The organism is Paenibacillus sp. J22TS3, from assembly GCF_018403205.1.
In the GTDB taxonomy this organism is placed as follows: domain Bacteria; phylum Bacillota; class Bacilli; order Paenibacillales; family Paenibacillaceae; genus Fontibacillus; species Fontibacillus tuaregi.
In genome coordinates, this window is the sequence record NZ_BOSF01000014.1 from 26978 (window position 1) to 51397 (window position 24420).

The 24420-nt window shown below is 50.7% G+C and carries 25 protein-coding genes and 1 riboswitch; all 25 genes read right to left on the reverse strand.

The genetic code is table 11. From position 1 onward, the window contains the following. Positions 1 to 36: 36 nt before the first annotated feature. Positions 37 to 387, reverse strand: coding sequence for an FtsB family cell division protein (locus KJS63_RS25560; protein WP_213621604.1), 351 nt, complete (start codon positions 385 to 387; stop codon positions 37 to 39). A 20-nt stretch (positions 388 to 407) separates the two neighbouring features. Continuing rightward, positions 408 to 977, reverse strand: a complete 570-nt coding sequence (yabQ, locus tag KJS63_RS25565; protein ID WP_213621605.1) for a spore cortex biosynthesis protein YabQ — start codon at positions 975 to 977, stop codon at positions 408 to 410. Next, positions 974 to 1255 carry a sporulation protein YabP gene (gene yabP / locus KJS63_RS25570; protein WP_068621731.1) on the reverse strand — a complete coding sequence of 94 codons (282 nt, stop codon included), beginning with the start codon at positions 1253 to 1255 and terminating at the stop codon, positions 974 to 976. The genes yabQ and yabP overlap by 4 nt, the downstream gene beginning before the upstream one ends. 148 nt (positions 1256 to 1403) lie before the next feature. After that, positions 1404 to 1685, reverse strand: coding sequence for an RNA-binding S4 domain-containing protein (locus KJS63_RS25575; RefSeq protein WP_213621606.1), 282 nt, complete (start codon positions 1683 to 1685; stop codon positions 1404 to 1406). Beyond that, entirely contained in the window at positions 1685 to 1957 is a 273-nt protein-coding gene (locus KJS63_RS25580; protein ID WP_068621727.1) for an HU family DNA-binding protein, read from the reverse strand. The genes KJS63_RS25575 and KJS63_RS25580 overlap by 1 nt, the downstream gene beginning before the upstream one ends. Before the next feature lie 201 nt (positions 1958 to 2158). Then, the gene (gene yabN / locus KJS63_RS25585; RefSeq protein ID WP_213621607.1) at positions 2159 to 3673 is read right to left on the reverse strand and encodes a bifunctional methyltransferase/pyrophosphohydrolase YabN; all 1515 of its coding nucleotides are present in this window, start codon (positions 3671 to 3673) and stop codon (positions 2159 to 2161) included. Between the two features lie 438 nt (positions 3674 to 4111). Next, positions 4112 to 5878 carry a putative polysaccharide biosynthesis protein gene (locus KJS63_RS25590; RefSeq protein ID WP_213621623.1) on the reverse strand — a complete coding sequence of 589 codons (1767 nt, stop codon included), beginning with the start codon at positions 5876 to 5878 and terminating at the stop codon, positions 4112 to 4114. Between the two features lie 227 nt (positions 5879 to 6105). Next, a complete protein-coding gene (gene spoVT, locus KJS63_RS25595; RefSeq protein WP_068621721.1) occupies positions 6106 to 6648 on the reverse strand; it encodes a stage V sporulation protein T in 543 nt (180 codons plus the stop codon). 216 nt (positions 6649 to 6864) lie between these two features. Beyond that, the gene (locus KJS63_RS25600; protein ID WP_213621608.1) at positions 6865 to 7980 is read right to left on the reverse strand and encodes a peptidylprolyl isomerase; all 1116 of its coding nucleotides are present in this window, start codon (positions 7978 to 7980) and stop codon (positions 6865 to 6867) included. Next, the gene (mfd, locus tag KJS63_RS25605) at positions 7967 to 11491 is read right to left on the reverse strand and encodes a transcription-repair coupling factor (protein WP_213621609.1); all 3525 of its coding nucleotides are present in this window, start codon (positions 11489 to 11491) and stop codon (positions 7967 to 7969) included. The genes KJS63_RS25600 and mfd overlap by 14 nt, the downstream gene beginning before the upstream one ends. 138 nt (positions 11492 to 11629) lie before the next feature. Further along, positions 11630 to 11860 (reverse strand): anti-sigma-F factor Fin, encoded by a 231-nt coding sequence (gene fin, locus KJS63_RS25610; RefSeq protein WP_082927057.1) that lies wholly within the window; start codon positions 11858 to 11860, stop codon positions 11630 to 11632. A gap of 86 nt (positions 11861 to 11946) precedes the next feature. Continuing rightward, positions 11947 to 12507: an aminoacyl-tRNA hydrolase gene (gene pth / locus KJS63_RS25615; RefSeq protein WP_213621610.1), complete on the reverse strand. Its 561-nt coding sequence runs from the start codon at positions 12505 to 12507 to the stop codon at positions 11947 to 11949. 223 nt (positions 12508 to 12730) lie between these two features. Then, positions 12731 to 12889, reverse strand: coding sequence for a hypothetical protein (locus KJS63_RS25620; protein ID WP_157692518.1), 159 nt, complete (start codon positions 12887 to 12889; stop codon positions 12731 to 12733). A 128-nt stretch (positions 12890 to 13017) separates the two neighbouring features. Beyond that, positions 13018 to 13971: a ribose-phosphate diphosphokinase gene (locus tag KJS63_RS25625; RefSeq protein WP_068621711.1), complete on the reverse strand. Its 954-nt coding sequence runs from the start codon at positions 13969 to 13971 to the stop codon at positions 13018 to 13020. Positions 13972 to 14181: 210 nt separating this feature from the next. Continuing rightward, positions 14182 to 15579: a bifunctional UDP-N-acetylglucosamine diphosphorylase/glucosamine-1-phosphate N-acetyltransferase GlmU gene (gene glmU, locus KJS63_RS25630; RefSeq protein ID WP_068621709.1), complete on the reverse strand. Its 1398-nt coding sequence runs from the start codon at positions 15577 to 15579 to the stop codon at positions 14182 to 14184. Between the two features lie 134 nt (positions 15580 to 15713). Then, positions 15714 to 15998 carry a septation regulator SpoVG gene (gene spoVG, locus KJS63_RS25635; RefSeq protein WP_068621707.1) on the reverse strand — a complete coding sequence of 95 codons (285 nt, stop codon included), beginning with the start codon at positions 15996 to 15998 and terminating at the stop codon, positions 15714 to 15716. Positions 15999 to 16169: 171 nt separating this feature from the next. Continuing rightward, positions 16170 to 17009 (reverse strand): pur operon repressor, encoded by an 840-nt coding sequence (gene purR, locus KJS63_RS25640; protein WP_213621611.1) that lies wholly within the window; start codon positions 17007 to 17009, stop codon positions 16170 to 16172. Positions 17010 to 17150: 141 nt separating this feature from the next. Next, positions 17151 to 18005 (reverse strand): 4-(cytidine 5'-diphospho)-2-C-methyl-D-erythritol kinase, encoded by an 855-nt coding sequence (ispE, locus tag KJS63_RS25645; protein WP_068621702.1) that lies wholly within the window; start codon positions 18003 to 18005, stop codon positions 17151 to 17153. A gap of 153 nt (positions 18006 to 18158) precedes the next feature. Then, positions 18159 to 18338 carry a small, acid-soluble spore protein, alpha/beta type gene (locus KJS63_RS25650; RefSeq protein ID WP_068621700.1) on the reverse strand — a complete coding sequence of 60 codons (180 nt, stop codon included), beginning with the start codon at positions 18336 to 18338 and terminating at the stop codon, positions 18159 to 18161. Positions 18339 to 18502: 164 nt separating this feature from the next. Next, entirely contained in the window at positions 18503 to 18784 is a 282-nt protein-coding gene (gene veg / locus KJS63_RS25655; protein WP_068621698.1) for a biofilm formation stimulator Veg, read from the reverse strand. A 296-nt stretch (positions 18785 to 19080) separates the two neighbouring features. Next, the gene (yabG, locus tag KJS63_RS25660; RefSeq protein WP_244862773.1) at positions 19081 to 20007 is read right to left on the reverse strand and encodes a sporulation peptidase YabG; all 927 of its coding nucleotides are present in this window, start codon (positions 20005 to 20007) and stop codon (positions 19081 to 19083) included. Between the two features lie 58 nt (positions 20008 to 20065). Next, complete coding sequence (gene rsmA, locus KJS63_RS25665) at positions 20066 to 20950, reverse strand: 16S rRNA (adenine(1518)-N(6)/adenine(1519)-N(6))-dimethyltransferase RsmA (RefSeq protein WP_280520855.1); 885 nt, start codon at positions 20948 to 20950, stop codon at positions 20066 to 20068. A 3-nt stretch (positions 20951 to 20953) separates the two neighbouring features. Then, entirely contained in the window at positions 20954 to 21499 is a 546-nt protein-coding gene (gene rnmV, locus KJS63_RS25670; protein ID WP_213621612.1) for a ribonuclease M5, read from the reverse strand. A 259-nt stretch (positions 21500 to 21758) separates the two neighbouring features. Further along, entirely contained in the window at positions 21759 to 22904 is a 1146-nt protein-coding gene (locus KJS63_RS25675) for a resuscitation-promoting factor (protein ID WP_213621613.1), read from the reverse strand. Positions 22905 to 23160: 256 nt separating this feature from the next. Further along, positions 23161 to 23364: riboswitch (cyclic di-AMP (ydaO/yuaA leader) on the reverse strand. Between the two features lie 276 nt (positions 23365 to 23640). After that, a complete protein-coding gene (locus KJS63_RS25680; RefSeq protein WP_213621614.1) occupies positions 23641 to 24408 on the reverse strand; it encodes a TatD family hydrolase in 768 nt (255 codons plus the stop codon). Between the last annotated feature and the right edge of the window lie 12 nt (positions 24409 to 24420).

A 24420-nucleotide genomic window follows, 5' to 3' on the forward strand; every position in this document is an offset into this window, starting at 1 on the left:
TCAAACAAGGTCAACAGACGTATATCCTATATGCGTTTATCTATTCTCGTCCTCGGTGGCCGGCACATGAACCGGCACTTCTCCCTGTTTGTAAAGCCCATACTTCTTCATAGCCATTTGGGTGATATACTCGGGATCCTTCAGACGTTCTATTTCAAATTCAAGTCTCTTGAGATCTTGCTCACTCTTGGCTTTGGAGTTCATCTTCTGGGAGAGTTCACGTGAGTTGGAACTGATCTGGCCAGCTTGTGAGAAAAAAGTATACGCCGCCCACCCCGTAAAAACAACGACAAATGCAAGCCAAAGTCTGAACCGCCTGCGGGCGCCTGAGATCTTGCCAGCTGTAGGTCTGCTATTCTTATTCGCGTTCCCGGATACTACACGCATCTTCTCCACCTCCAAAACCATTAATTCTTGGTAAACCACCGGTTCCAGAGCCCTATCGCCCTTGCTTTAAGCTTGGAGGCCACTTCAGGAATATGTAGGCGTCTTAAGAGAGGCATGAACATCCACCTTAGGATTCTCCATATCGGCAGGAGGGTGATTCTTCCCAGAAACAAAAGAACAACCCAGGCAAAACCGAATACAAGTTTGATGCCTTTCCACAGGATGCGGATAGGTGCCAAAATAAGCAACTGAAATAACCGCACCACAATAGCATAAATCCGTCTGGTTACCACCATTAACATTACCACAAAACGCTCGGTTATAACACTTAAGAATAAAAAATAAATCCAAATTCCTAGGAATAAACCTAAAAATACATAGAACCGGAGCTGACCTTGATTACTGAGATAGAGCATCCGGAATACAAACACCGAAGCGGCTGCCCAGTAAATCAGGTCGAGCGCATGAACACTCCACCTGGGAAAGCGCAGCTGGCCGGACACCACACGGTAACTGTCAAAGGCAACCCCCATGATTCCCCCGGAGACAAGCATCCACAAAAGGGTCACCCACTGCACATGCAGATTCATTTAAACAGCTTCCCGATAAAGCCTTTGGTTTTGGGCTGTGATCCGGGGTTTAAGTAGGACAGGGAATTCACCAGGCCTTCAATAGCCACCAGCCCCTGTTCCAAGTTCAGATTCTTGATATGCAGATTCTGCCCCTTGATGGTCAGATGTCCAAGCTCCGTCTGCAGCAGGAACTCCTCGCTGTCAAAGCTCTCCACGTTGTTCACGCCTGAAATCTCAAGCAGCTTGCGGTTATGCATGTGCACATCCTGCAGCTTACCTCTTCCTTGGTCGCTCATGGCATGTACCCCTCCCTTTACAGTATTCATCTTATGGAGGGAATACAAGCATTAGAACCAGTTCATCTGATCCATTGTCAAAAAACTAAAAAAGCTGCACCCGTGCAGATCATCTGCCGGGCGCAGCCTCCGGTGAGGAAGAAGGGCTTCAGGTCCAGTCCAATCCCTGGTCCTTGGCAATCGGCTCTTCCTTCACAAGCGTATATAGGCTTGATGCTTCTTCCTTACGGGTATTCTCGGCAAGCCGTTCCACCTTAACCGTCACCAGCTTTTGTCCAAATTGAACGGTGATCTCATCGCCCACTTTGACGGAACTGCTCGGTTTGGCTTCCCGGCCGTTAATCAGCACTCTGCCTTGTTCCGAGACGTCTTTTGCTACGGTGCGCCGTTTAATCAGCCTGGAGACCTTCAGGAATTTATCAAGTCGCATTATTTTACAGCTTCTTTAAGCTTGTTGCCTGCTTTGAATGCAGGAACATTGGATTCTGGAATTTCGATCGTTTTGCCGGTTTGCGGGTTGCGGCCAGTACGGCCGGAGCGCTTGCGGGTCTCAAATGTGCCAAAACCGATCAATTGAACTTTGTCTCCGCTGGAAAGAGCGTCGGTGATTTCGCCAAGAAATCCGTTAAGCACCACTTCTACATCTCTTTTAGTCAAACCGCTTTTGCTCGAAATGTTGTTGATCAGGTCTGTCTTGTTCATAAATTAAAGCCTCCCAATATTCAGAAAAATAGAGTATATTGCGGCGGTATACGGGGAGTCCCCGTACAACAAGGCTGAGTTAGCCAACAAGAGGGCCGCGAGTTGTCTTTAGGTTATTCTTGCTTAAAGGACAAAATCCTGCTTGAATCCGCGAAAATCTTTGTTTTCTCAAAAAAACCCTTGGAATAGCGGTGGTTTCTCCTATTTCTTCCTGTCTTTGCCTGCATGCTCCAAACCTTTGGCCTCATCCCACCAATGGTCCATCTCCTCAAGACTGCTGTCTTTAAAGGTCTTGCCCGCTTCCTTCAGCTTCTGCTCCACATACTGAAAGCGCCTGGTGAACTTGCGGTTGACCAGACTGAGCGCCTCTTCAGGGTCCGCCCCGATAAACCGGGCAGCGTTCACCACCGTGAACAGCACATCCCCAAGCTCAAGCATCTGATCCGATGGCTCATGGCCTTCCCTTACGGCCTGCTTCAATTCTGCCAGCTCCTCATCGATCTTACCAAACGCTCCTTCGACAGAATCCCAGTCAAAGCCAACCTTGGAAGCCTTCTTCTGCAGTTTGTAGGCCTTCATAAGAGCAGGCAGATCCCGGGGAACACCGCTAAGTGCGGACTGCTCCTCAGGCGCAATGCCCTTCTTCCGCTTCTCCTCCGCCTTCATGCCCTCCCAATTGTTCAGCGCCTGCTCGGCATCCTCTGCGGACATCTCACCAAATACATGCGGATGACGGAAGATCAGCTTCTCATTCAGGTTGCCGATGACATCATAGACCGTGAACATTCCCGTTTCTTCCTCCATTTGAGAATGCAGCATGATCTGCAGCAGCAGGTCGCCCAGCTCTTCCTGCATATGGTCCGGATCGTCCTCGTCAATCGTCTCAATCACTTCATAGGTCTCTTCAATCAGATTCTTGCGGATAGACTGATGTGTCTGCTCACGGTCCCAAGGACAGCCCTCCGGGCTCCGAAGAATGGCTACAATCTCATGCAGCCGCTCGAAGCTGCGCTGGCGGAGACTCTCGCTGTCATCTCTGGGGATATAGATCAGCGACAAATTTCCGTAGCCCTCTACACGGTCAAGCTCATGAAGAGGAACCTGAAGAATCTTCTCCTGGCCGTCCACACCAAGAGCATGTCCGACCGTAACCGGATAATCGTCCGGATAAATCTCCATCAGACTAAGCTTTACATCAGAAGCGGTAAACACATCATAAACCTGGCCTATCAAGGTATGTACACGCGGCTCGACCAAGGATGCGGACAACTCCGAAGCGTCCAGCAGCTGAAAGCCCTCGATCGGATCAAACCCCAGGCGGGCAAATGCTTCATCCAGAAAGCTCTCGCCTCCGGCAATCTCAAGGCCGATTCCCTCCTTGCCGCAGCGCTCACGCAGCAGCTTAACGGTCGACTCAGCCACCATGGGGTGCCCGGGAACCGCGTAGATCATCTCTGTGCCTCCCGGCAGCTCCTTGGCTGCATGAATCAACCGTTCCGCAATTTCCTCATATACCGATGGAAAATCATCCTTGGATTCATAGACCTCATCGAAGGACGTAAAGGTAACCCCAGTTTCCTCAAGCCAGCCGACCACCGGATGGTCCTTAGTGCGGACATACCTATGTCCCGCCTGCTGAAGCCTTCTCAAATGTCCCACAGTCAGTCTATCCGGATCACCCGATCCCAGACCCATAACTGTAATCGAAGCACTCATTCTTCTCACGCTCCCTTTAGACCCGACTTAAACGGATATATAAACTTCATTGTATACCTGATTGTCATTTACCATAACAACCGGTAGTTAAATAACGCGAACGGAATATGTTACTTCATGGGGCCGAACCCCTTCCCCAAGCAACCGACGCAGCGTAAAAAGATATCGATTATTTCTGAAGACTTGTATTGGAGATAGGTTCCTTATATAAAATGAATTTATGAACGTACCCTTTAGGGCGCTGCGATGTCGAGTGTTCTTACGACCGCTGTTGTCTTCGAAATGCTTGAACCAGATATCCAAGTAGGGGCATTTCGGAGACAAAGGCGGACGCTCCGCTTCTTCAGAATCACTCGGCCTCTTTGCTTATATTCAAATCCACAGCACCACCAAGCTGCCTGTCCCCATGTCCACCGGCCCTTGCAGATTGCCTGCCCTTCATTCCCGGGGCAGCAGGCGAAGGCGCTGAAGGAGCGAAGCCAGCTTCGGCCCCACTTTCGGCAGGGCGGCAATGTCACGCCCTGTCATCAGGCGCAGCCGCAGCACGCCGGCCGCGAAGATGGCCGCGCCCAGGAAGACGCCGAGCAGACTCTCGGCGGCCGCAGCAGCGCGTCCCGGCCCCAAGCCGGCTGCATCCGCGAGCAGGCGCAGCGCGAGCACCGGCAGCACCAGCGCAGCGATCAGCAGCGCTGGCTTGCCAAGCGCGTCTGCGGGGCGCAGCCGCAGCGCGGTGGCCTTGCGCAGCCGTGCGAGGCTGAGCGCGGCAGCGAGGCTGTAGGCCGCCACGCCAGCAGCGGCGGCCCCGGTGATGCCAAGCTGCGGCACCAGCAGCAGGTTGAGCACGGTCTTGAGCAGCGCAGCCCCTGTCAGATACAGGGCTGGAGCGCGGACCGAGCCAAGCCCCTGGAGCAGCGCGGCGGTGATGGTGACCATCGTGCTCGGTGCCGCCGTCAGGGCAATCCACTGCATCGCCGCCGTGCCGGACGTATCCTTGTAGAGCATGATGTTAATCGGCTCAGCCAAAGCGGCAAGCCCTGCCGAGGCGGCCAGGCCGATCAGCCAGAACCACCGCAGCGCAAGCCGGGTCTGGTGCCGGATCTGCTCCTGATCCCCCCGGTATTTAAGTTCGGCCAGTGCAGGGATGAACAGCACCGACAAGGAGGTCGCCAGCATCGTGACAAGCTGCACCAGAGGAATTCCCCGGTTGTAAACGCCCACCTGCACCATAGCCCCCGTCTCGTCCCATCCTCCCTGACGAAGCAAACGCGGAAGGGTGAACGTATCCACCAGACTGATCAGGGGCACAGCCAGAGCCGCTAGACAGATAGGTATCGCATAGGCAAGCAGCTGCCTCAGCAGCCTGCCATGACCCGCCCCCTGATCCAGCTGCGGGCCAACAGCAGGAACAGCGGTAGTTCCGCCCCCCGCTGGTCCGCTTATAACAGCAGCAGACCCTTCTCCCGCTGCGGTTCCGTTCTGCCCCGCCGCAGGGTCATCCTTCAGCCGCCGCTTGAGTCGATCCCGGTCAGGCTCAAGCAACCTGATACCTTGTTCGCTCCGGCGGTGCCTGCTCCAGAACAGGAGCATCACGAGCAGCCCTGCGCAGCCGCCTGCTGCCGAGCCAATCATCGCTCCCGATGCGACCGTGCTGTCAGGAGCGCCGGATGCGGTAAAGGTCAGCAGCAGCACAATCATCACCGCTACGCGGATAGCCTGCTCCACAACCTGAGATACGGCTGTGGGCAGCATATCCTGCAGCCCTTGGAAATAACCGCGAAGGGCCGCCGAGGCCGGCACGAAGAACAGTGCCGGCGCAGCGCTCCGCAGTGCGGGCACGAGCTGCTGGTTGCCGATGGCGCCCGCGAGCAGCGGCGCCCCCAGATACATCGCTAAGCCTCCGGCTAGGCCGAGGCTCAGCATGACCACCGCCGACAGCCTCAGAACCTCGGCTGAGCCAGCACGGTTGCCTGCAGCTTCGCGCTCGGCCACAAATTTGGAGACCGCGGTCGGAAATCCCACGGTCGCAAGGGTTAACAGCAATGTATAGAACGGGTACACCGTGTTGTAGATACCGAATACCCCGTCTCCCCCAATATTCTGCAGGGGAATCTTTTGTAGTGTGCCAAGCAGCTTGGTCAACAGCGCAGCGGCCGCAAGCAGTGCCGCTCCCTTAAGCAGCCTGCCGGCTGCGGAAGTCTCTTTCATGCATTTCCCCACTTTACCATGAACCAGGCCTTTTGTTACCTTCATTCATTTTCCTAATAACAGCTTTATCCATTATAATCTCATCTTGCCGTAAGGGGAAATGAACACGCAAAAAAACTCCCTCTGCCTTGGAACAAGACCCCTGATATTTAAAGAATGGGGTCTGATCCTTAACCCGCTTACTTTGCAAGCAGGTTAGGGCGTGGGGAGTTTTTTGCACTTTAAGCTTACTGCTCCATTTGCTTGCCAAGAAAACCGGCAGCGGTCTCGGCCATTTTGGACTCAAGTTGGGACATCTTAACCGATTCATCCTTATTTACCAAGGTAACTGAACCGATCGGGTCACCGCCCGCAATAATAGGTGCAATGACGAAAGTCGAAATCGTTTCCGCATGATCTTTAATAAGTTCATAGGTCCCGGTATTCGCTTCAATAATGATTTTACGGTTATCCATGCAGTTCTCCAGCAGATTGCTGACCTGCTTATCCAAATACTCTTTCTTGGAAGCCCCTGCTACAGCAATGATGGTGTCCCGATCCGAGATCAGGGTGATATGGCCTGTACTCTCATACAACGATTCGGCGTATTCCTTGGCAAAGTCGCCAAGCTCCCCAATCGGGGAATACTTCTTCAGGATAACCTCACCGTCACGATCAACAAAAATCTCGAGCGGATCTCCTTCCCGAATACGCAATGTGCGGCGGATCTCCTTAGGTATAACCACTCGGCCCAAATCATCAATACGACGTACAATTCCAGTAGCTTTCATTTCACATGTTGCCCCGCTTTCTAAAGAAGTTAATTGAACTACTGATGCATTTTTATAAATGGAGATGGGTTCAATCCATATTATTTGTTCTTGACCATAGTATTAGGCTGCTCCCATTTCCTTATACATTAACCTTATCGTTTCACTTTCGCACCATCATGGGGACAAAAAGCAGCGCGAGCTTCCGCGCTGCCTCTCATGCCAACCTGGCTTCTTTTATTTACCTGTGCCGGAGGTTCCTTCCCCAGTTCCAGTTCCACCTTGCTTAGACTTGTCGTCCGGAGTGGTTGTACCGCTCTTGGAGGAATCGGTCTTCGTGCCGGTTTTGGTCTCGACCTTGGGAAGATCGATCTTCTTGATGATCTTGTTCAGGCCGTTCTGCATGAACTCATCCAATTTGGACGCAGCTACATTGGATTTCAAGGAATCTTTCTGAGCCTGGGTCAGATCTGTGTAAGTTTTCTCGGTGCGGGCTTCCACACGCATGATGTGATAGCCATAGTCGGTCTCCACCGGATCACTCACTTTATTCAATGGCAAAGTCTGAGCTTTCTCCTTGAATTGTGGAACCCATTCGGATACTTCTTTGTCTTTATAAAGTCCACCATCAGCTTTTGAAGGTTCATCCTCAGTATACTGCTTGGCCATCTGGGCGAAGTCAGCACCCTTATCAATCTTGGCTTTAATTTCCTTGGCCAGCTTAAGCGCATCCTCTTTCTTGCGTTCCTTGCCCTTCGCATCGGTGAATCCGATCAGGATATGACGCACAGAAGCTACCGTGAAGTCACCCTTCTTGGCCTCAAATTCCTTTTTCACTTCGTCTTCGGTTACTTTAGACGTCTCGCTTTGAATCACAGTGAAGACTTTGACCATGTAGGCTTTGAAATCTGCTTCGGATACTTTCTTGCTGTCGAGCATTTTCTTGAACTGCTCGTTCCCCAACTGTTTCTTCATCTGGGCAAGCTGATCCGTCGCCTTCTTCTCACCTTCCTGCTTGGACTTGTCATCCGCTTTGCCGCTTAAATAAGCATAAGCAATCTCCTGCTTGATGAGGTAATCCCGGAACTCGTCCATTTGAGCAAGCTGTTCCATCTCTGGAGACATCAGCAGCATAATGCGCTGCTCCAAGTCAAATTCATTTGCTGTAATCTCACCGCCCTCATAGGTGGCAACAACTTTACTTGTATCTTTCTTCGTCTCACTGGTAGTTTTCGTATTGCCCGCCCCTGTCTCATCGGACTTCTTCGTGCACCCTGCCAGTATGGAAAAGGTTAGTACTGCTATTAAAGCTACCAGCAGTGTTTTCCATGATCGGCTGTTACTTCGCAGCATCTTGTAGTTCTCCCTTCGATTTGAATGCGCCTTTAAGGGATTCCATGATCTGCTCAAGCAGGTCCATCATCTCCTTGTCACTCAAACCTTTAATTTTAATCTGGATTTGAATTGCCGTTCCTTGGTTAAATTGTACACGTCTTCCGTACTGATTTCCAACCTCGGCTAATTTTGCAGGAATAACGGCCTTCTCCTGGCCCTCATAGAACTTGAGCAGAACCTCGTCCCCGCGCCTTGTAATCGACTCGATTCCATATTGCTTGGCATAAATTTTCAGCCGGGCTGCTGCCAGGAGATTCTCTACCGCCTCCGGCGGTTCCCCGAATCGGTCCAGCAGCTCGTCAGCCAGCTCTGATACCTCTTCCAGGGAAGAAACGGCTGCTGCTTTTTTATAGATTTCAATTTTTTGAATACTATCATAAATATATTCTGGTGGTAAATAGGCATCAATACTCAAATCAATCACCGTATTAAAATGCGTATCCTCCGGTGCTTCCTCTCCAAGCATCGTCACCTTGCGCTTCTGAATCTCCTCAGCCAGCATCTGCGAGTACAGGTCAAAGCCGACAGAAGCGATAAATCCGTGCTGCTCAGCCCCAAGCAGATTCCCCGCTCCACGGATGGATAAGTCACGCATAGCGATCTTGAAGCCTGATCCAAGCTCTGTGAACTCCTTGATCGATTGCAGCCGCTTCTCAGCCACCTCTGTCAACGACTTGTCACGCTGATAGGTGAAGTAGGCGTAAGCAATGCGGTTGGAGCGGCCTACGCGTCCGCGCAGCTGGTACAGCTGGGATAGACCCATCTTGTCCGCATCATGCACGATAAGGGTGTTTACATTCGGAATGTCCACGCCTGTCTCGATTATACTCGTACTCACCAGAACATCGTATTCCCCATCCAGGAAGTCAAGAATCGTCTTCTCCAGCTCCTGCTCGGACATTTGTCCATGGCCTATGCCAACCTTGGCACCCGGAACAAGCATGGAAATTTGCGCAGCCATCTCCTGTATGCCCTGAACCCGGTTGTACAGGTAGTAAACCTGTCCCCCGCGTGCCAATTCACGTTCAATCGCCTCGCGGACCAGTGCCTGGCTGTGTTCAACCACATAAGTCTGAACAGGGAACCGGTTCTCCGGCGGTGTCTCGATAACCGACAGATCCCGTACGCCCAGCATGGACATATGGAGTGTCCGCGGAATTGGAGTTGCCGTCAGGGTAAGAACATCGACATTGACCTTCAGCCGCTTCAGCTTCTCTTTATGGGTCACCCCAAAGCGCTGTTCTTCGTCCACAATAAGCAGACCCAGATCCTTGAACACGAGATCCTGGGATAACAGGCGGTGGGTTCCAATGACAATATCCACGGTTCCTTGGCGGATGCCTTTGGTCGTCTCATTCTGTTCTTTCCGGCTGCGGAACCGGCTGAGCACCTGAATGTTAATCGGGTAGCCTGAGAACCGCTCGCGGAAAGTCTCATAGTGCTGCTGAGCCAAAATGGTCGTCGGCACCAGCACAGCGACCTGCTTGCCTTCAATCGCACATTTGAATGCGGCCCGGATCGCCACCTCGGTCTTCCCGTAGCCCACATCGCCGCAGAGCAGACGGTCCATCGGACGATTCCGCTCCATGTCCTTCTTAATTTCTTCAATCGCCCGGATCTGGTCACGGGTCTCATCATATGGGAACATGGCTTCGAATTCCTGCTGTTCGGGTGTGTCCTTCTCGAAGCCGTAACCCGGGGAAGCCTGCCGATCCGCATACAGCTTAATCAGTTCGTCCGCAATATCCTGAACGGAGGAGCGGACCTTGTTTTTAACCCTCGTCCATTCGTTTCCGCCCAGCTTATAAACCTTCGGCTCTTTATCTTCTGAACCCACATATTTCTGGATCAGGTCAATCTGGTCAATTGGCACAGACAGCTTGTCGCCCCCGGCGTACAGAATGTGCATGTAGTCCTTATGGATACCGCCCACTTCCAGGGTGCCGATGCCAATATATTTGCCGATTCCGTGGTTCTGATGAACAACGTAATCCCCAATCTTCAGCTCGGTATAACTTTTGATGCGCTCCGCATTATCCATGCTGCGCCCAACCTTGCGCGCCTTACGCTGCTTCTGGGAGAACATCTCCCCTTCCGTAATAACCACAAGGTGGATAGCCGGGAGTTCGAATCCGGTCTGCAGGTTGCCTTGAAGAATGGTCGGTTCTTCAATGCTGTAGTCCTGCAGAACCCGGCGCATGCGCTCGATCCGCTCCTCATTGCTGGCCAGCATCAGTACCCGGGCCCCACTCTTCTTCCAGCGTTCCATCTCCGATTTGAGCACATTCATCTGCCCGTGGAAGTCCTGCATAGCCCGGCTGGTGAAATTCAGAATGTTCTGAGGCTGGATATGCGGCACCTGGCGGAGAAATAGGGATAAGAACAAGGTCTGGAACGGGCGTTCATAGATCACCTTATCGCTTTCAGTGGACAAGGGCAGAACCGGCAGACTCTTCCCGTTCTGTACCAAATGAAGGTTCCACTCCGCCTCGTCACGCTCAAGCTGCTTGCCTGTCTCCAGAAGACGGGACGGTTCGTCCATAATCAGGAGAGTATCCTTTGGCATATAGTCATACAAGGTTTGATTCTCCGGATAAATAAGAGAAATATATTTATAGATTTCTGAGAAATTTACATGCTCGCGCAGCAGCTCAATCTCACGGGATATTTCCTCCCGGAGCTTCGCCTTGGCCTGACGGTCCGTCATCTTCTCCAGCTGCTCTTCCAACTTGGCGTTCAATAGTTCTGCGGCCTTGTCCAGTCGGTCTGCGGACGCTATAAGCTCCTTACAGGGAGGGATGGACACACTCTTAACCTGATCGACAGAGCGCTGATCCACCGGATCAAAAGTGCGAATGGAGTCGATATCCTCATCAAACAGCTCAATCCGGTAGGCAAGCTTCGAGGTTAGCGGATAAATATCAATAATCCCCCCGCGAACACTCATCTCCCCCCGGTTCTCCACACGCTGGACACGCTCGTAACCGAGTTCTATCATCCGGGTCAGGAATTCATCCAGCTGAAGCGTGCCTCCCAGATCAATTTTAAGCTCGGCGTTAGCGAGCACCTCGGGAATCGGTACATATCTGCGAACCCCGGAAAAGGGTACGACAACAATCCCGCGGAAACCCTGCGAGCAGCTAAGCAGTACTTCTATTCTTTGAGCCAGCGTCTCGGGGCTGGATACCGCTGATTCAGCAGCCACGAGCTCATTTGCAGGATAGAGAAGAACCCGCTCAGGCGACAGTGCCTCCTGAAGATCCTCGGCAATCTTCTGCGCCGAGAACATATTGTGGGTCACCACCAGGAGTGGACGCTGAATCTGTTCATGCAGAGCTGCCAGCATTACCTGTCTGGAGGAACCCGACAAGCCGGAGATCAGCTGTTCCTTCATACCTGCGTTGACCCCGGAACTTAGTGATTCGAAATCAGGTTCTTTTGAAAATGCTTCAATAAGTGCTTGTAACAAGAGTTGCACCTCTCTTATGCTTACTGAACTTTGCCGCCTAAAGGCAGCAAAGCCCTAAAATAACCAGAAATAAGCCTCAGCATTCGTGCCAAGGCTCTACAATACGTCTTCGGTAGAACCACCGAAATTACTTTCCGCTTATTGAAGCGGACTTGAGAGAAGCGTTAACTCCGGATGATTCTCTAATGCTTGCCTGCAATAATCACAGGTAATTCTGACGGTCATTTCCCCATTAGAATCATAGGCTATTATATCTCTACGCTCATCAGGGGTCAAGAAATCGAAGCCCAGCCTCGATTCGGACACATGAGCAGAGTCGATTCGTCCCACAAACGTCCGGCAATGCCGGCATACATAGTTTACTGCCATAGTTATGCCTCCAGAAGGTGAATTATACCTTCAGTATGTCCCGGACCGCGCAAGTTTAGCCTCTTGTGCCGCCCTAGAGCCTATATTTACTTGTTAAACTTCGCCATGGTTTGTTCAAACGTGTGGGTCAGCGCAAATTCAATCGCATCCGCCGCTTCTTCGATGGACTGCTTAAGCAGCTCCGCCTCTTTCTTGGGAAAGGGGGAGAGCACGTAGTCCACAATGGGAAACCCTGGCTGCGGGCGGGATATCCCCATCCGAATCCGGTTGAACACCTGGGTTCCCGTATGCTGGATAATTGATTTAATCCCGTTATGCCCCCCCGCACTGCCTTGATAGCGAAGACGGTTGCGGCCGATCTCTGTGTCCAGATCGTCATAGACTACAATCAGGTCTTCCAAAGGCGCCTTGTAATAATCCATAAAAGCACGAACGGATTCTCCTGAGAGATTCATATAGGTCATGGGTTTGATCAGAGCAACCTTCGTTCCCTGAATATTCCCTTCTCCAATCAGCGCCTTGCACTTGCTGTTCTTAATGGATATTCCGTGCCTTGAGGCCAGAGCGTCCAACGCCATGAACCCTATGTTATGCCTGGTCTTTTCATAGTTTGAACCCGGGTTCCCGAGCCCCACAATCCATTTCATAACCTGTAAATCCCCTTTTCCTATATAAAATAAAAGATTTGAGCGGTTTGCTAAAAGTAATCGTTCTCATTTGGCTGATTTTTGATTAAAATAAATGTCATGAGTCACTATCACTAATATCCATATCCACTAACAGCCACTAACCATTTCATTGTTAGAAGGTGAGACACCCTTGCATGCTTTTGGCTCAGAACTTACTCAGGACTCCCACTTCCAAGACCATTTAGAGCATGCCATTCCGGTTCAGATCTACCGCCAGGGCATCCATGTGGATATAGGCTGGATCAAGGACTACGATAAACATGCCGTCTTGGTGGGTGACACGTTGTACAGGAGAAAGTCCTACATTTTCATTTCCCGGCCCGGTTACTAACTGGCCCACCGGGGATTCCCCCCGTATCCACCATGCATACGCCGATAGGGGTTACCTCTCCTGAATGGGAAAGGTAACCCCTCTGCATGATTACCGGTCAAGCTGCCGGCTCATTCCACACTATTCAAGTCTACACTTTACTCAATTTCAAACAACTTACTGATCGATAATTCCTCATGAACCCGGATAATCGCTTCCCCCATAAGCGGAGCTACAGATAGAACCTTAAGCTTGCTAGTTGGGTTAGGATGCGTAATCGGAATCGTATCCGTTACAATGACTTCCTTCAGCGGAGAGTTCTCCAGCCGTTCCATGGCCGGTCCAGAGAGAACCGGGTGGGTGCAGCAGGCATATACTTCCTTCACGCCGCCTTCCTTGAGGGCGTTGGCGCCAAGTACAATAGTTCCCGCCGTATCAATAATATCATCGACAAGAATAGCGGTCTTGCCTTCAATATTCCCGATAATATTCATGACCTCACTAACGTTCGGCTCAGGACGGCGTTTGTCGATGATTGCGAGTGGTGCATTCAAGAAGTCAGCCAGCTTGCGCGCTCTGACCACCCCGCCGTGGTCCGGAGACACAACGACCGGGTTCTCAATCTGTTTGGACCGGAAATACTGGGCCAGAATAGGTACGCCCAGCATATGATCAACCGGGATATCGAAGAAACCTTGAATCTGCATGGCATGAAGGTCCATCGTAATCACGCGGTGAGCGCCCGCTTTCTCAATCAGATTGGCTACCAGCTTGGCCGTAATCGGGTCACGGGAACGGGCTTTACGGTCCTGCCGGGCATATCCGTAGTAAGGGATAACCACGTTGATGCTCTTAGCGGAAGCCCGTTTAAGCGCATCAACCATAACCAGCAGCTCCATCAGGTTATCATTGACCGGTCCGCATGTGGATTGGACCACGTACACATGGGAGCCGCGGACACTTTCCGACAGCTTCACTTGAATTTCTCCGTCACTAAAGCTTGTTGTCTCCGAATCCCCCATCGGAATGCCGATGTAGTCCGCAATTTGGTGGGCAAGCTTAGGATTGGAGTTACAGGTGAAAATCTTTAGTTTGGAATCACAATAAGTCATAAAATTAAAACCCTCCGTGCTGAATTGATTGAACTAAAGAACATATTCATGACCAGACTTTAGTTCAATCCATACGGATTGAACTAAACGGACGCATTATTTGCTTAAGTAGAGCGAATGATCTTAGGGAGGCTCCTAAAGGTGGACTGCGCAGGAACCTCCCGCAGCGCCGTCTCCTGTTCATTCCGTATGAGTATGGTTAAGAGCCGCTTAATCCTGCTCTCTTTGCTTTTTCGCTTGGGCGCGGGCCCGGATTTTCTCCGCATAACCGGATTTATTCTCCTGCCGCTGCCTTGCAATCGCGAGGTCATTATCAGATACCGAATGGGTGATCGTGGAGCCTGCCACGACATAAGCGCCTTTACCCACCTTAACCGGTGCAATCAGGTTGACGTTACTACCGATGAAGGCATCATCCTCAATTTCGGTAATTGACTTATTATATCCATCATAATTGACCGTAATCGCGCCACAGCCGATATTTACATTCTTCCCGACTTTGGCATCACCAATGTAACTCAGGTGAGATACTTTAGAGCCGTCATCCAGTGAAGCGTTCTTGATTTCCACAAAATCGCCGACCTTGACCTTCTGGCCAAGTTTTGTTCCCGGACGCAAATAAGCGAAAGGCCCGACGGTTGTTCCATTGCCGGCTTCCGCCTGATGGAGTACGGAATGTTTAACAGTAACCCCATCCAGCAGACGGCTGTCTGTAATCTCTGTAGAAGGTCCTATTTCACATTGTTCTCCGATTATTGTATTTCCTGAAATCATAGTTCCCGGATAAATCACAGTGTCTGAACCAATAACCGCATCTGCCCCGATGTAAGTTGAACTTGGATCAATGATGGTAACTCCGTTCAGCATATGCTTCTTGATGATACGCTGACGCATATATCTTTCCGCTTCGGATAGGGCGACACGGTCATTAACACCGATCGATTCAGATATATCGTCGGTTACGAAAGCGCTAACAACCTCGCCTTCCCCGACCAGAATCCCAATAACATCCGTTAAATAATATTCCTGCTGCGCGTTCTGATTTGTTACCTTATCCAAGGCCGCAAACAATTTTGCATTATCAAAACAATAAGTGCCTGTGTTAATTTCCTTTACCGCATCCTGCTCTGGCGTACAGTCCTTTTGTTCCACGATCTGAGTTACGGCTCCATCTTCCCCGCGGATAATACGTCCATATCCCGTAGGGTTGTCCATTACTGCCGAAAGAATCGTAGCGGCTGCGCCTTTGCTTTGATGAAGCTTCATCAGCTCTTCCAATGTCTCTGAGGTCACAAGCGGTGTATCGCCACAGATGACGATAGTCACTCCCTCTTCATTACCCAGCAGATCTTTGGCCATCTTCACGGCATGGCCTGTACCCAGCTGCTGCTCCTGGAGTACATATTCAGCTGATGTTCCAAGATAAGACTGGACGGCTTCAGCACCATGACCTACGACCACGATACTGCGTTCACAATTGACTTTTTTCACGGTGTCAAGAACATGTCCGACCATCGGTTTGCCGCATACGGGGTGCAGCACTTTATAAAGTTTCGACTTCATGCGTTTTCCCTGTCCTGCAGCAAGAACAATTGCTAATCTTTTCAAGGCCCCGGCCTCCCTCTCTTGAACTCATTACTGAATATATCTTATTCTGCGCAAAAAGAAAAGAGAGCCAAGTACATGGCTCTCTTTTCTTGAACCCCAATAAGTTAAGACATAACTCCTATACAGATTGAAACTTAAGCCCCTTCAACGATAACTTCTTCCTCAACCGCTGCGCGATCGTACTCGGCCAGAACGGCAGCTTGGATCTTCTCGCGGGTACCGGAAGAAATCGGATGAGCGATGTCCCGGAATTCACCGTCAGGCGTACGCTTGCTTGGCATAGCAACAAACATTCCATTGTTTCCGTCGATGACGCGAATGTCATGAACAACAAACTCGTTGTCGATGGTAATGGATGCGATTGCCTTCATTCTGCCCTCTGAGCTTACACGGCGAAGTCTTACATCCGTAATTTGCATATGTGTTCACCACCTTTTTCCATCAGAGACTTGGTGTAATATTCCACATTGCAAACGGAAATCCTCTTTTTTTACGAACAAAAAGGCCTAAATTTAGGAATTTTTTTTATTTAAGAAGGTTTTCGACTGGATTCGTCTAAATCCGATAAGATTTGTAAGGTTATCCACAGGTCATAGGGCTTTCAACCTGCTGAAATAATTACCGGGCTGAACCACAATTTCCTTCTCCTTGGGGTCCACTGCGGCGAGTGTGGCCAAAGACACATAATCGTGCAGCAGACGCTGTTCGGATTCCACTTCACCTGACTCTACGAGCACACCAACTCCGGCGACTGTGGCGTTAAATTCAGCCAGCAGATCCACCATGCCCTGTATAGTGCCTCCCGCCTTCATGAAGTCATCAACTATGAGCACGCGGGAGTTCTCCTTAAGCGCTCGGCGTGACAAGGTCATCGTATGCAGGCTCTTATGAGAGCCAGAGACATAGTTAATGCTTACCGCTGAACCTTCAGTCACCTGATGATCCCGCCGGACGAGCACAACAGGCAGATTAAGCTGCGCTCCCGTGGCGTAGGCCAGCGGGATACCCTTGGTCTCCACCGTCATGATTACATCGATATTCTGATTCGCGAATACGGTTGCAAAAAGCTTGCCGGCTTCATTCATTAAATTCGGAAGTCCCAATAAATCTGACATATACAAGTATCCGCCTGGCAGTATCCGGCTCTGGTCGGACAGCATCGCACACAATTGATCAATAAATTCCCGCGCGTGCGCTTCCCCAACTTTAGGAATAAACTTCACCCCGCCAGCCGCACCGGCCAGGGTCAGCAGGTCGCCCATTCCTTCCTCTTCAAATACCTCCTTGATGATTGACAAATCCTCACTGATGGAGGATTTAGCAGCCCCATAACGTTCGGCAAAGGTGGTAAGTGGAATCAGGTGATGCGGGCGGAGCAGCAGATATTGGGTCATTTCCACCAATCTGGCGCTTCTTTTTAATTTTTTCACGAAAGACCCCTCGCTAAATAGACAAAGAACCCCGGGCAAGCATATGCCCTTTGGCTCTTTCTATATAAAATCCGAATATTTTAATGAAAATATACCACTTTTGTACGTGTTTGTCCAAGCGTAAATGTCTGGCGGTCTTCCTTATGTCAGCAGGCGCACCGCGTATACTTCTTTGCAGAACCCGCGCAGCCCGTTATAGATCCGGGCTACCTTCGATTCCTTCGACACGAGACCGAACACCGTTGGCCCGCTGCCGGACATAAGTACCCCGTCTGTACCCAGACGGAGCATCGTGTCTCTGAGCTGAGCCACCTCCGGATGCATCTGCAAAGTCACATCCTCGAGCACATTACCGAGCTCGCTGCAGACCGCAGAGAAGGACCCTCTCTCAATTGCGGTCTGCATCCGTTGTGCGGAAGGGTGGCGCACCACTTTGTCGCTGCGGAAGCGGCCGTACACCTCTGCGGTAGACACATTGATAGGCAGCTTCGCCAGAATGACCCAGCACTGCGGGGGATTCGGAAGCGGGGTGAGAATCTCTCCCCGCCCTGTTGCCAAGGCTGTGCCCCCTTTGACACAGAAGGGGACATCTGAGCCCAGCTCCGCTCCGAGCTCCTGCAGCTCCTCCAGGGGAATTCCAAGATTCCACAGCCGGTTAAGTCCCCGCAAAGTCGCTGCGGCGTCACTGCTGCCCCCGGCGAGACCGGCAGCCACAGGAATTTTCTTATCCAGGTGAATATACACGCCCTTGGATACCTGATACCGCTCTTTAATCAGCCTGGCTGCCTGAAAGGCCAGGTTCTTCTCATCCAGCGGGATATAGCCCACCTGGCTGGATATGATAATGGTATCACGCGGCAGCTCCTTCATTTCAAGCCGATCCGCCAAATCGACCATGGTCATGACCATTTCCACTTCATGATAGCCGTCTGGCCGTTTATGTAATACATCGAGCATTAAATTAATTTTGGCCGGTGCTTTTTCGTATATTTTCAAAGGCGTCACCTACTCTTAAGTTTCCATCTGTAAGCTGCATTCAACTGAATAACGCTTTTATTTTGTTTATTATAACAAAAAGTTCTAATGAAGTCTTATTTTGATACAGATACGTCAAAGGCCCCTCCATCACTGGAGGAGCCTTAAAGAAGTTTAGGAATTGCGGGATGCCGACTGCTCCGCGAGCTGAATGGCCCTTTTTATCATATTGCCCGCGTCCTTGGCCTTAATTCCGCCCCATCCTTCTTTTTGGACGGTATCATAAAAGCCCAGGTCTTTCGCAAGCTCCACCTTCAGATCTTCGGACATGACACTGCGTCTTCTGCGCGACATGAGAGACCCTCCTTTTGGATCGATAAGTAGGAACGCTGTTAGTATGCGCAGCGTCAAGAACCTCATGCACGGGAAGCACATCCATATTCCTTACAGACCCTGTAAATGAATAAAAGCAGCCAGACCGAGGTCAAGACTGCTGTTAAATGTTAAAGACTTAAGGTTCAAGGTTTAATATACGAAATCCTCATCTCGCTATCCGTGTTGTCATCACAGATCGTTACTTCAACGGATTCGGTCAGTATATCGGCATAACTGTAGGATACACGCTTGAAGGTCTGCTGCTCTTCATCAAGCTTGACAATAAAGACAGAGGGATAGGTCTCCTCTAGAACACCCGTGCGTTCAACGGTCTTACGGCGACCACCATTCGCACGCAGCAGAATCTTCTGTCCAACATGAGCTTCGAGATTGTTCTTAATTTCCGACAGCGCATTTTTCGCCATTACCTATGACCACCTCTTTCTTGTCCATTATAACGCTAACAAGACTCTTTGTCAAGTCAAAATAAATAATTATATCAGGGGTAAAAAAGCATTGTCAATGATTTTTTTCTGAGGCCTATAGATACTGATGATTTCTTCCTCTGGACATTGAAAGTGGTTCTGTAACCAAGGCCCCATTCCCCTTTGGTTTTAGGTTTACTGAGACTTAGTTTGCTCAGGATGATCATGGCGATACAACAAAAAAGGCCCCATACCAGGGACCTACAGATTGTCTAAGCAATATAAGCTTTTGTCGATCAATTGGCCGATGGGACCACATTCAGCTTGGAGAGATCCCGGAACCGGGGCAGGCCGATGCGGTAGCTCCCCCTTGTCTCGATTCCTCCTACACCTTGAATACCACTGATGGTATGGTTCAGCACATCGGTAATATGAATCGTGCTGCGGATCGGCGTGAATGAAGCCTTGGCGGCAATATACACCGGGTCCAGCGCATGGATTAAGATCCGGGCCGGCGAGCTTGCAAAGTTCGCCCCAGCCTGCAGCAGCGCCTCGAAGTGGGACTGGCAGGCCCCAGCCACAATCGTTAGCGCATCGAAGTCGCGCTCATACTGGCGGGCCACCTGAATCGCCTCAACAAAGTTGCGGGAGTTCTTGTAGCTGTTCAAGCTGTAGAGATCATGATGAATCATGCTCTTGAGCACGCCGTCATGTCCCGTTATCACCACAATATCCGGACGTACTCTTGGAAGCAGCTGCCGTAGGGCATCCGCCATAGCTGCCTCCTGAACGTAGTAACCATCCGCTGGCACCCTCAGCCTCTCATACAGGTCCAAGCTCTTTCTCAAGTAGGCTGGATCGCCATCCAAATGCAGCACCTTCCCCGGCACCTCAAAGTATGCGGGTCCCCCTACCGAGTACGAATGCAGCTCCTGCATCAGTTCGGCCTGGTTTCGTTCCTCAAGCACTTTTCTATCCTGCTGCAGCCGCTGCAGGGACTCCGTCGCTTTAATTCTCGCCCGCTTTGATTTCTCCGATTGAGCGGGGCGATCCACCTTTACCAGGTCCGCAATAGGGGCATCCGCGAGCAGGCGGAATTCAGTTCCTTTAATAACCGCGCTGCCACGTGTCAAAGATTCCACACGGAAGGTGACATCTCCCCCGTAAGATTTACGTACCACCAGGTCTCCCAAATTCGTCAAGTCCATCACCTCTAGACTCATCGTATGGGCGAACCTGGGCTTTGGTTCCTTCTGTCAGCCTTTACGGCGCATTCAATTTCTATTTCAGTCCTGCCTGCTTCAGAACATTGCTGAGGCGTGCGAATTCTTCAAGGCTTAACGTCTCAGCCCGCCGCGACGGCAGAATCTGGGCCTCCCCAAGCAGCCTCTCCAGCTCCTCACGGCCTTCACTTGCGAAGAAGCGCGTCTTCAGGTTATTGGAGATCGTTTTTCTCCGCTGGGCGAATGAAGCTTGTACCACGGTAAAAAAGAATGCCTCATCCTCCACCTTTACCGGAGCTTCCTGACGAACCTTCAGGCGGATAACCGCCGAGTCGACATTCGGCTGGGGAATAAATACCGTATGCGGAACGGTGCAGACCAGTTCAGGCTCACAGTAGTACTGGACCGCAATGCTCAGGCTCCCGTACTCCTTGCCCCCCGGTGAGGCGGCCATACGCTCTGCCACCTCCTTCTGAATCATAACCACAATATTCTCCAGAGGCAGGTGCTCTTCGAGCAGCTTCATAATAATAGGTGTCGTCACATAGTAAGGGAGATTAGCGACGACGCTGACACCGGTCTGATCAGCATACTCCCGCTCAATCACCTCACGGAGGTCCAACTTCAGCACATCCCCATGGATGACCCGTACATGACCGTATGGCTCAAGTACCTCTTCCAGGATAGGAATAAGGCGCTGATCGATCTCTACAGCTGTCACTTTGCCTGCCGTTTCAGCCAGCTTCTGGGTCAGTGCGCCTATTCCAGGACCGATCTCAAGGGCCCCCTTCGTTTCATCTAGTTCAGCCGCACCGACAATTTTGCCCAGAATATTCTGATCGATCAGAAAGTTCTGGCCCAGGCTTTTCTTGAAGGAGAAGCCGTGCCGCTGTATGATCTCCTTCGTTCTTTTGGGCGTCGATATATCTTCGATCCTGCTCATGGATTAATCTCCTTTGCTCTCTAATTGTTGAAGGGCTGCGGCGAACTCCTCACGGCTGATATGGAACACACGCAGACGTTTGAAGAACTGCTTGCCGTTGCAGTATCCGATGCCCAACTGCTCCCCCATAAAGCGGCGTCGCTCAGCCGCATGCGGATGGACGATTAAACCCGCTTCGATCAAATCCTCGAAGCTGATCAGAATCTCTTCGCCGCTGTATTCGCTCCGCACCCTGGATAGGGCCTCCCGAATATCCTGGGGCGAAGCATTCTCCACCCCGATATCACCCTTATGCGTTGCCGCCGCCTCCGTCAGGAAGGCATGCTTGCAGCCGGGAACCTTGGCGGCTACAATCTTGCGAATGCGTTCTCCCGCATGATCCGGGTCCGTTAGAATGATAACCCCCCGGCGCTCCTGGGCCAGCTTAATTTTACGAATCACAGCCGGGCCAATGGCGGAGCCGCCCGTTTCAATCGTATCCGCCTCCACCGCTCTTTTAATCGCCACGGTATCATCCCGTCCTTCAACCACAATGACCTCCTTAATCATGGACGCCATCCTTTCTTCGTGCGTGTCTGTATCTTAAAACAATCCCCTGCCCGATTACCATAAACAGGAACACTCCAGTATCTATAATCTCTGCACTGCCTTACCGATATAAAGATTAGATACGGCTAGCGGCCAGCGGTATAAGTTCTATTCATAACAAAAAGAAGAGGAATTCTCCTCTCCTTAGCATGCACATATTTACTATGTGTAATAGTATCTTATTCATGGATTAAAGTAAACGATGCCTAAGCCAGGCTAACTAGTTCAGTTCGGGCTTAACCGGTCCAATTACATAAACTGTGCGGCCTTTTTTCCGCCCGAAATTGTTAGCTGCTTTCAAACTGTCATAATACACATCAATCTTATTGCCTTTGATTGCGCCTCCTGTATCCTCCGCTTTACGGAAGCCGACACCCTCAATATACACCCACCAGCCCATTGGGATCACATCGGTGTCTACTGCGATCGTTCTACCTTCCTTAACCCGGGCTCCCGATGCAGTATTCGTACCGATCCCGCTCTCTTCCGCAGAGTAAGCGGTCAGGGATACATTCTTCAGCAACTTTTTATATTTGAACTGCACGCCGCCCTTTTTGACACTGTTATTCTGGCTGATGCTCACAGATTTAGATGAGCGGTCAATGCTAGCTGCAAGTACTTGAGTTTTAGGTTTGGTGCCTACCGCCAATACTTTTGCAGATGGCTGTCTTTCTACGGACTTACTAACCAACCGCTTCGTTACCAGCTTGCCATCCTGGTACACCTTCTCAATGTGATGCACCACAACGCCAGTTTGGCCTTTGCTCAGCAGTTTGGTTTTTCCCTTCTCTAGAGAGGGGTCCGACGTTTTGACGAAGGTATAAGGGATGCTCTCCGCTTTCTTCGTTGTACGTTTATCCACGCGCACGACCCGAATGTGCAGATCCGAGCTGACTGGAGTATCCAGGGATGGATATACTTTGTCATCACCCGATACTTTAACGCCTAAGTTCGTAATAGCGTCCTTAACCGTCTCTGACGTTGTCAGATGTTTGTTAGTGACTCCGTCCGCCGTAACCTTAACCGGAACTATACGGCCCAGAATGTACTGATCTCCCTCAGGGAGCATACCACCCAAGTCTGCCGTACCCTTATCCCCCGAATTTGGGTTCAATGCTTGCTGTTCCAGCCCTTGATCAGGCTTTGATACCGATGTGCCTGGAGATGGTGTCTTACCATCCGCAACCAAGTAAATGTTCTTGTCAGCCTGGCCATAGAACCAGGTAGTTACGCCGACAAGCAGTGCGATGGTAACAATCCCTGCCACAACAATTTGACGCTTGTTTTCTTTCTTCCACCGCAACGCGTAAGACATGCTGGATGATCGTGACTCATGGGTAGTTTCCTTAGATCCGAAAAAGCCCACTTCTTACGTCCTCCTTCATAGCCCCGCCGTCTAAGATCGACTTGTATAAAAATTGACGCGACTATACCGATTTTGACGAAATGCCCTACTGCACATTTCGCATCCCGCACCAGCCTGTTCAGCGCTACTCATATGTCATACCACTGTATGACGTTCCTGTCTCCTTTATTCAAAACAAAAAGAAGCCTAGAGAAAGAGTGTAAGAGGATCTCTTTCGTGGCTTCCGGCTGACTAAAGGAATGTAGGATGCACGAGTTGCCTCTCTCTTCATACGCTTACGAGGTTAGCTGTCGGGTTCGGGCGTAGAGAGCTGCCCTATCTCAGTTCATCCGCTCATGGCGCAATGACCTTGAATTCACCCCAAAGACCCGTTAAAGAAATCAAATACGGAACGTTCAGTCAACAATCCGTATTGGTTCCCCCGTTCTCCGGTTGCCCGAAGATTCAGCGAGACTGGTTCTTGGAATTGTAATTGATGTGTGAATGGAGCCAGTAATTCGTGGCTTTATACCCGGTTAGGTTTACATCCAATTCACATAGCTAGCAAATTCGTGGTGCTGCCAGACCAAATCAATTACTGAAAAGATTCTATCCTGTTTATATGCATGTTGTAAAGCAGGAATCAACTAGTTTTTTTAAAAAATTGGTTAATTTTTTGTAATAATCATCCTTTTTTAGATTAAAAACTATTAATCTTTCCCAAATACTCTTTATTTCATCGGTTTTACTCCCGATTTCACCTTATTCCAAATCGTTCCAGTGCATTTCGGGTGGTAATTTCCGCGATTTCCTCTACAGATACACCCTTTAGCTCTGCTGCCATTTCGGCAACAAGACGAACGTGTGCAGACTCATTTCTCTTCCCCCGATACGGGTGCGGAGTCAGATACGGGGAGTCCGTTTCAATCAACAGCCGGTCCATGGGAACCTGTTTTAATACTTCTTTGGGCTGCTTAGCGTTCTTAAACGTAATGGGCCCCCCAAAAGAAATGTGGAATCCCAAATCCAGACACATCTTGGCCGTCTCCCAGCTGCCTGAGAACGAATGCATTACCCCGCCAACCTCCTCAGCCTTCTCTTCCCGCAGAATCCGGACCACGTCTTCATGAGCATCCCGGTTATGAATAACAATCGGCATTTTCAAGCTTCGGGCAAGTCCAATCTGCTTGCGGAATACCTGATGCTGAATTTCCTTGGGTGAGGTGTCCCAGTAGTAGTCAAGGCCTATCTCACCGATGGCCACAACCTTCTTGTGCGCACATAATTCGGCAATCCACTCCAAATCCCCGTCCTGCATCGTAATCGCGTCTTGGGGATGCCAACCGACAGCAGCGTAGATGAAATCGTAGGTTTCGGCAAGCTTCATAGTGGATGGAATGGTCTCCCGGTTAAATCCGACATTAATCATCCGGCTGACCCCCTGCTCTACAGCACGGGCAATCACTTCCTCCCGATCCTCGTCAAATTGCGGTGCATCCAAATGGGTATGTGTGTCGAATAACACGGATATTTCCTC

Coding starts and splice junctions, on each gene's coding strand:
- KJS63_RS25560 (WP_213621604.1), bottom strand. CDS start 387: ATGCGTGTAGTATCCGGGAACGCGAATAAGAATAGCAGACCTACAGCT.
- yabQ (WP_213621605.1), bottom strand. CDS start 977: ATGAATCTGCATGTGCAGTGGGTGACCCTTTTGTGGATGCTTGTCTCC.
- yabP (WP_068621731.1), bottom strand. CDS start 1,255: ATGAGCGACCAAGGAAGAGGTAAGCTGCAGGATGTGCACATGCATAAC.
- KJS63_RS25575 (WP_213621606.1), bottom strand. CDS start 1,685: ATGCGACTTGATAAATTCCTGAAGGTCTCCAGGCTGATTAAACGGCGC.
- KJS63_RS25580 (WP_068621727.1), bottom strand. CDS start 1,957: ATGAACAAGACAGACCTGATCAACAACATTTCGAGCAAAAGCGGTTTG.
- yabN (WP_213621607.1), bottom strand. CDS start 3,673: ATGAGTGCTTCGATTACAGTTATGGGTCTGGGATCGGGTGATCCGGAT.
- KJS63_RS25590 (WP_213621623.1), bottom strand. CDS start 5,878: ATGAAAGAGACTTCCGCAGCCGGCAGGCTGCTTAAGGGAGCGGCACTG.
- spoVT (WP_068621721.1), bottom strand. CDS start 6,648: ATGAAAGCTACTGGAATTGTACGTCGTATTGATGATTTGGGCCGAGTG.
- KJS63_RS25600 (WP_213621608.1), bottom strand. CDS start 7,980: ATGCTGCGAAGTAACAGCCGATCATGGAAAACACTGCTGGTAGCTTTA.
- fin (WP_082927057.1), bottom strand. CDS start 11,860: ATGGCAGTAAACTATGTATGCCGGCATTGCCGGACGTTTGTGGGACGA.
- pth (WP_213621610.1), bottom strand. CDS start 12,507: ATGAAATGGATTGTGGGGCTCGGGAACCCGGGTTCAAACTATGAAAAG.
- KJS63_RS25625 (WP_068621711.1), bottom strand. CDS start 13,971: ATGACTTATTGTGATTCCAAACTAAAGATTTTCACCTGTAACTCCAAT.
- spoVG (WP_068621707.1), bottom strand. CDS start 15,998: ATGCAAATTACGGATGTAAGACTTCGCCGTGTAAGCTCAGAGGGCAGA.
- KJS63_RS25650 (WP_068621700.1), bottom strand. CDS start 18,338: ATGTCGCGCAGAAGACGCAGTGTCATGTCCGAAGATCTGAAGGTGGAG.
- veg (WP_068621698.1), bottom strand. CDS start 18,784: ATGGCGAAAAATGCGCTGTCGGAAATTAAGAACAATCTCGAAGCTCAT.
- yabG (WP_244862773.1), bottom strand. CDS start 20,007: ATGAGTCTAGAGGTGATGGACTTGACGAATTTGGGAGACCTGGTGGTA.
- rsmA (WP_280520855.1), bottom strand. CDS start 20,950: ATGAGCAGGATCGAAGATATATCGACGCCCAAAAGAACGAAGGAGATC.
- rnmV (WP_213621612.1), bottom strand. CDS start 21,499: ATGATTAAGGAGGTCATTGTGGTTGAAGGACGGGATGATACCGTGGCG.